5 protein-coding genes are annotated in these 5,190 nt (G+C 55.4%); all 5 read right to left on the bottom strand.

Going from position 1 to position 5,190, the window contains the following annotated elements:
• The coding region (locus tag ACIQ0Q_RS08150; RefSeq protein ID WP_395772443.1) for a hypothetical protein at window positions 1-613 on the bottom strand (613 nt) is incomplete at its 3' end.
• Between the two features lie 93 nt (window positions 614-706).
• Entirely contained in the window at window positions 707-3,004 is a 2,298-nt protein-coding gene (locus ACIQ0Q_RS08145; RefSeq protein WP_395772442.1) for a GumC family protein, read from the bottom strand.
• Window positions 3,005-3,034: 30 nt separating this feature from the next.
• Window positions 3,035-3,772, bottom strand: a complete 738-nt coding sequence (locus ACIQ0Q_RS08140; RefSeq protein WP_395772441.1) for a polysaccharide biosynthesis/export family protein — start codon at window positions 3,770-3,772, stop codon at window positions 3,035-3,037.
• Entirely contained in the window at window positions 3,769-4,569 is an 801-nt protein-coding gene (locus ACIQ0Q_RS08135) for a tyrosine-protein phosphatase (RefSeq protein WP_395772440.1), read from the bottom strand. The genes ACIQ0Q_RS08140 and ACIQ0Q_RS08135 overlap by 4 nt, the downstream gene beginning before the upstream one ends.
• Window positions 4,566-5,190 (bottom strand): cupin domain-containing protein (locus ACIQ0Q_RS08130; RefSeq protein WP_395772439.1); only part of this gene is annotated, 625 nt, incomplete at its 5' end. The genes ACIQ0Q_RS08135 and ACIQ0Q_RS08130, both read right to left, overlap by 4 nt.

Raw genomic sequence — 5,190 nt, 5'->3', positions numbered from 1 at the left:
AACGGATGCGAAATTGCTGCAATGCCTCCTCGGCCTGCGCAAGACTGGGCGCAGGCGGACTATCGACCTGCAAGGACGCGGTACCCGCTTCCTTGCTTACGGCCCCCTGTTCGGATAAGCCGGGGGTGGCCCGGTTTATTGGGCGTGACCGGGCCAGATTCGATGCGGATGGGTCGAGTGCAGAGAGACGGCTGGAATAAACCGGCGCTTCTGGCAAAAAGCTCATGGCCAGAAGAAGCGCAGCGCCCAAAATCAGGAGGAGCAGAAAAAACGGAAATCGACTGCGAGCAGCCAGTTTACCTGCCGGCACAGCCTCATCAACGGCATTTGCAGCAGAGCATTGCGGCGGAGCCTGTTTGAATTCGGTCCAGGCACTGTTAACACGCCCTGCCAACAACTGATGCGCCGAGTTTCTATCTGGATGCAACCATTTCATCAAAAGCCGGTGATGCTTGCGCGCCGCGAGGTGATCATCCGCTAGTGTCAAGCCCAAACGGCGACGAATATCGGCTTCTTCGAAAAGGCAAATCTCTTGCAAAAACACCGACGCTGCACGTCGCTCAAGCGCAGACCCATGGCCCTCGTCACCGGCGATTTGGATCAGCGCCGACATTCCCTCCGGTAAAGGCCATGCACGCAAAGCATCACGTAATTCAGGCTGCCTGGCCAGCCGAAGCGCCTGCCGCAAGGCCGCCGGCTCAGACATTTATGTCAATTTTTTGGGCGCGTCCGAACCACCATAGCTGTAGTAGCTATATCCGCCATAGCCATAGCCATAGCCATAGCCATAGGCAGCATGTTTGGCCTCGAACTTGTTGATTAAGGCGCCTACCAAACGTGCCTGGGCGGCATGAAGTCGCTTCACCGCCGCACTGGCGGCATGTTTACGGGTACTGCCGGCGGAGACGACAAGAACCACGCCCTCCACAATCGATGCAAGAATCGGCGCATCCGCCAAGCCCATTACCGGCGGGCCGTCGATAATAATCTGATCGTATTGCTGGAGTCCGTGAGCGAGTAATCGCAGCATATTGTCATCATGCAAAAGCTCTGCCGGATTAGGCGGCAGCGGACCGGTGGTTATGACCTGCAAGTTGGAATATTCGGTGTCTCGCACAACCTCACTGATTTCGGTCAGTCCGGCCAAATAGTTACTCAAGCCGATGGCGTTATCGACGCCCATCTTCTTGTGGATCGATGGTTTACGCATATCGGAATCAATCAGCAGCACACGCTTGCCAATTTGACTGAAGTTCCGAGCAATGGTTAAGGCAGCGGTTGACTTGCCCTCGGAAGGCGACGCGCTGGTAATCAGCAGGGTACGTGGAGTGCCGGCTGCAGTGGAAAACTGCAGCGCGGTTCGCACAGAGCGGTAGGCTTCGGCAAATGCAGAGCGCACATCTGCCATGACTGACTCTAATGTCTCATTGACTTTTAGTTTCGGGATGACGCCCAGAACAGGGAGATTCAATTGCTTCTCTACCTCTTCAGGATTTTTCAGGGTGTCATCCATATACTCCAATAACAGCGCGAGCAGCAGACCCAGCACCAGGCCAAGCAGCAGTGAACCCGCGAGATTCAAAGGGATGTTCGGGCGATGCTTCTTGGCACTGACGGCCTTATCCACGATCAGGATATTGTTTAAGCCAACACCGGCCGCCACGCCGATTTCTTTGTAACGCTGCAGGGTCGCTTCGTACAGCTGACGGTTGGTATCCACGTCACGCTTGAAAATATTGTATTGGATGGAGCGGCTTTTCAAATCCAGTGCCTCGCCCTTCAGCGAAGTGATTTGGGCGGCAATCATGGTTTCGTTTTGTTGTGCTGCTTCATATTCCGCCCGAATGGCCGATTTAATATTGGCCACTTCCTGCGCAATCTGCTTATCGGTTTCATCAATCTGTGCTTTCAGCTGCAGCATGGCCGGATACGCCGGCTTGAATTGGCTCAGCTTATTTTGGTATTCCGCCACCAGCTCAGAGCGCGATTCCATCAATGTTCTCACGATAGAATTGGTGCCGGTTTCACCAAAAGTAACCATACCCATGCTGGACTGGGCCTGCACCCATTTCGACTGGGCGCGAATGCGCTCTTCTTTGGCCTTGGCCAAAGCCGCATTGAGGGCACCCAAATTCTGTTCCGGCAAGGTGCCGGCATTTTCATCTCCGGAACCGACAATTTGTTCTCGGGCCGCGAAACGAACCAGCTGCGCCTCGGAGTCTTCGAGCTTCAGCTTGAGCTGCTTCAGCTGGTCCTCAAGGTAGTTTTTGGCATAACTGGAAGTCTCAAAGCGCGTCTCTAAATTACGGCTCTGGAAAGCTTCGGCCAGGCTATTGGCCGACAAAATGGCAAAGGCCGGGTCCGGGCTATCGTAATGGATCTTGACCAGCCTTGTCGTACGGACCGGTTCTACAGTATATCCGGCCTTGAATAGATCGACCCGCTGGAGTGCTTGGTCTTTTTCCAGACGCGTTTTTTCTTGACCGACGGCACGGCTGTCCTCTGCACCAAACCAGGCTTTAATCTGACTGCGTGTTGAGGGCTCAAAGACCTGCTCAAAGCGCTTTTTATTCTGGAAGCCGATGTCACTGAGTACGCGCGAAGCCAATTCCCGGCTTTGCAAGAGCTGATACTGGGTATTCAGATAACTGGGATCATTATTGCTGGCGCCTTCCATCGCGTTGGCGTCATTTTTAGTGATGTTCATCAACTCGCGATCAACCTGCACCGAGGTGGTTGCCCGGTACACCGGAGTAATCATCAGAGACGCGACCAGTGCGAATACGAACACGATACCGACTGTGGTCGCGATGGTCCAACGCCGCTTCAGCACAATATGCCACAAGCCCATCAAATCAATATCGAATCCATCAGCCTCCTGATCGAGCCCCTGAGTGCTCAAGACCCCAGGCGCATGAGCAGTCAGGGCGCCGCCGGCAGCATCGTGACGGACGGGAAGGGCATTGCTCGTGGCGGCATCTGGCAAATTGGAACTTGGGGACATGCGGGCTTACTCTAATAGGGTGCTGAGGGATTAATACAGAATAAACGTATTCACCAAGGGAATACTTTCGAGGAACTTACGATAAGCCCATTTTCGGCTGGACACGCCAACGACGATGATGTCATCGCCGAAAATTTGTGGGTCAGCCGCATCGCCGCTGCGGATCTTATTGAGATCAAACTTTGCCGCCATGCGCTCGCCATTGACGGTACGGAACACCAAAATCGAGTCCAGTTGCGCCAAATCCACATTGATGCCCTTGGCCAGCGCAATGGCCTGTAAAAGACTGGTCTTGCCCTTGACCGGATAAATACCGGACTCAACGACCGCACCTTCAATGGTGACGCGCTGACTGGTGAACTCTTTGATAAACACATTGATTTGCGGATTCTGCAGCAGGGACTTGCCATAGGCCAGCATCAACTCCTGCTCCAGCTCTTCAACGGTTTTGCCCCCCGCCAAAACGATACCAATCAGAGGTAAAGAAATCTGGCCGACACTATTGACGCGAACTTCACGCTTCAGGTCCTCATTCAAGAACACCGACACTTCAAGCAGATCTTGCGGACCAATCCGATAATCGGTGGTGCCGCTGTAAACCCCTTTGACCGAAATATTATCCGGCAGCGCCAGCTCGGTAGTCGTGGCTACTTTTTTTACTGGCACCGGCGTAGACACAGGATCAGCCGCCTGGACAACTCCTGTAAAAAAAAGCAACAGTAAAAATGACTGGCAACGATTCATGATGGGGAAAATCCTTTTACTCAATGGGGTTTACGACCAAACAGGCCGCGCCAGAAGGGTCTGGCAGCTTTTTGGACGACGGCATCGGGGAGTGCCGGTAATGCAGCGGGCGGAGTATTATCGATGATTCCCTGGGGTCTTGTCATTACCAAATGCGTGGCCTCATCGGCCCCAAGGCGCCGCGATGCCACCTCTCTGGCTTCGGCCAGCAATGGCGGACGCCGATCGATATGGTGGGCATCCGTGGCCAATATATGGCACAAGCCCTCGTCCAGAATACGCTCGGACCAGTATTTAGGGCGTGGCCCGTAGCGCCCGGTGAGGCTGCCGGAGGTCAGCTGGATCCATGCCCCGGCCTGCAGCATGCGCTGAAACGCTGGATAGTGCTCTTCAATCCAAGTCAGTCGCTCAGGATGGGTAATGACCGGCACATAGCCGGCTGCGACCAGGCTGAATACCGAGTCTTCAAGGCGCGGAGGAGCGACATGGTGAGGCGGTTCAAACAGAAAGTAGCGCGAGCCATTCAGTGTGGGAATACGGCCAGCGCGAATGCCAGCCAGCAAATCCGGCGCCAGATGGGTGTCGGCTCCTTCCACCAATTGCAAAGGAATATGGGCTTCGGCCAAGGCCAGCCGAAAGGCTGCAATCGCGGACCGGATGCCCTCGGCATGGTTTTCGTATAATCCGGGGTAGATGTGCGGTGTGCAGGCGGTGATCCGAATCCCGTCGTCAACCGCGCACCGGGCCATGGCTAACGAGACCGAAAGATCCGTTGGGCCATCATCGATGCCCGGCAAAATATGGCAATGCAAATCAATCATCCGCGACTCACTTCCGGTGAACGCCCATACACATCTTCAAATCGCACAATGTCGTCTTCCCCAAGATAGCTGCCTGATTGTACCTCAATCAGCTCCAGCGCAATATTGCCCGGGTTTTCCAGGCGATGCACGCTGCCCAAGGGAATGTAGGTGCTCTGGTTTTCCGAGAGCATGAACACCTTGTCGTCGCAGGTCACCCGTGCCGTGCCGCTGACCACAATCCAGTGCTCGGCACGATGATGATGCATCTGCAGGCTGAGTGCGGCACCGGGTTTGACCACAATGCGTTTGACCTGGAAGCGGGCACCGGCATCGACCGAATCGTAATTGCCCCAGGGCCGGAATACCTTCCGGTGCCAGGTCGCCTGCGGGCGTTGCTCGGCTTTCAGGCGCGCCACGATATCCTTCACTTCCTGCACGCGGTCTTTGTGCGCGACCAGCACGGCGTCGTCGGTATCGACCACCACGATGTCGTCCAGACCCAGCAGCGCCAGTAGGCGCTTCTCGCCCATGGCCAGGGTATTGCGGCAATCCAGCGCCAGCACCTCGCCATGATGGGCGTTGCCGTTGCCGTCCTGTTCGGCCACCTGCCAGAGTGCCTGCCAGGAACCAACGTCGCTC

This window comes from Arenimonas sp., from assembly GCF_044348765.1.
Taxonomy (GTDB): Bacteria; Pseudomonadota; Gammaproteobacteria; order Xanthomonadales; family Xanthomonadaceae; genus Arenimonas.
This window is presented reverse-complemented; position numbering and strand designations above follow the sequence as displayed.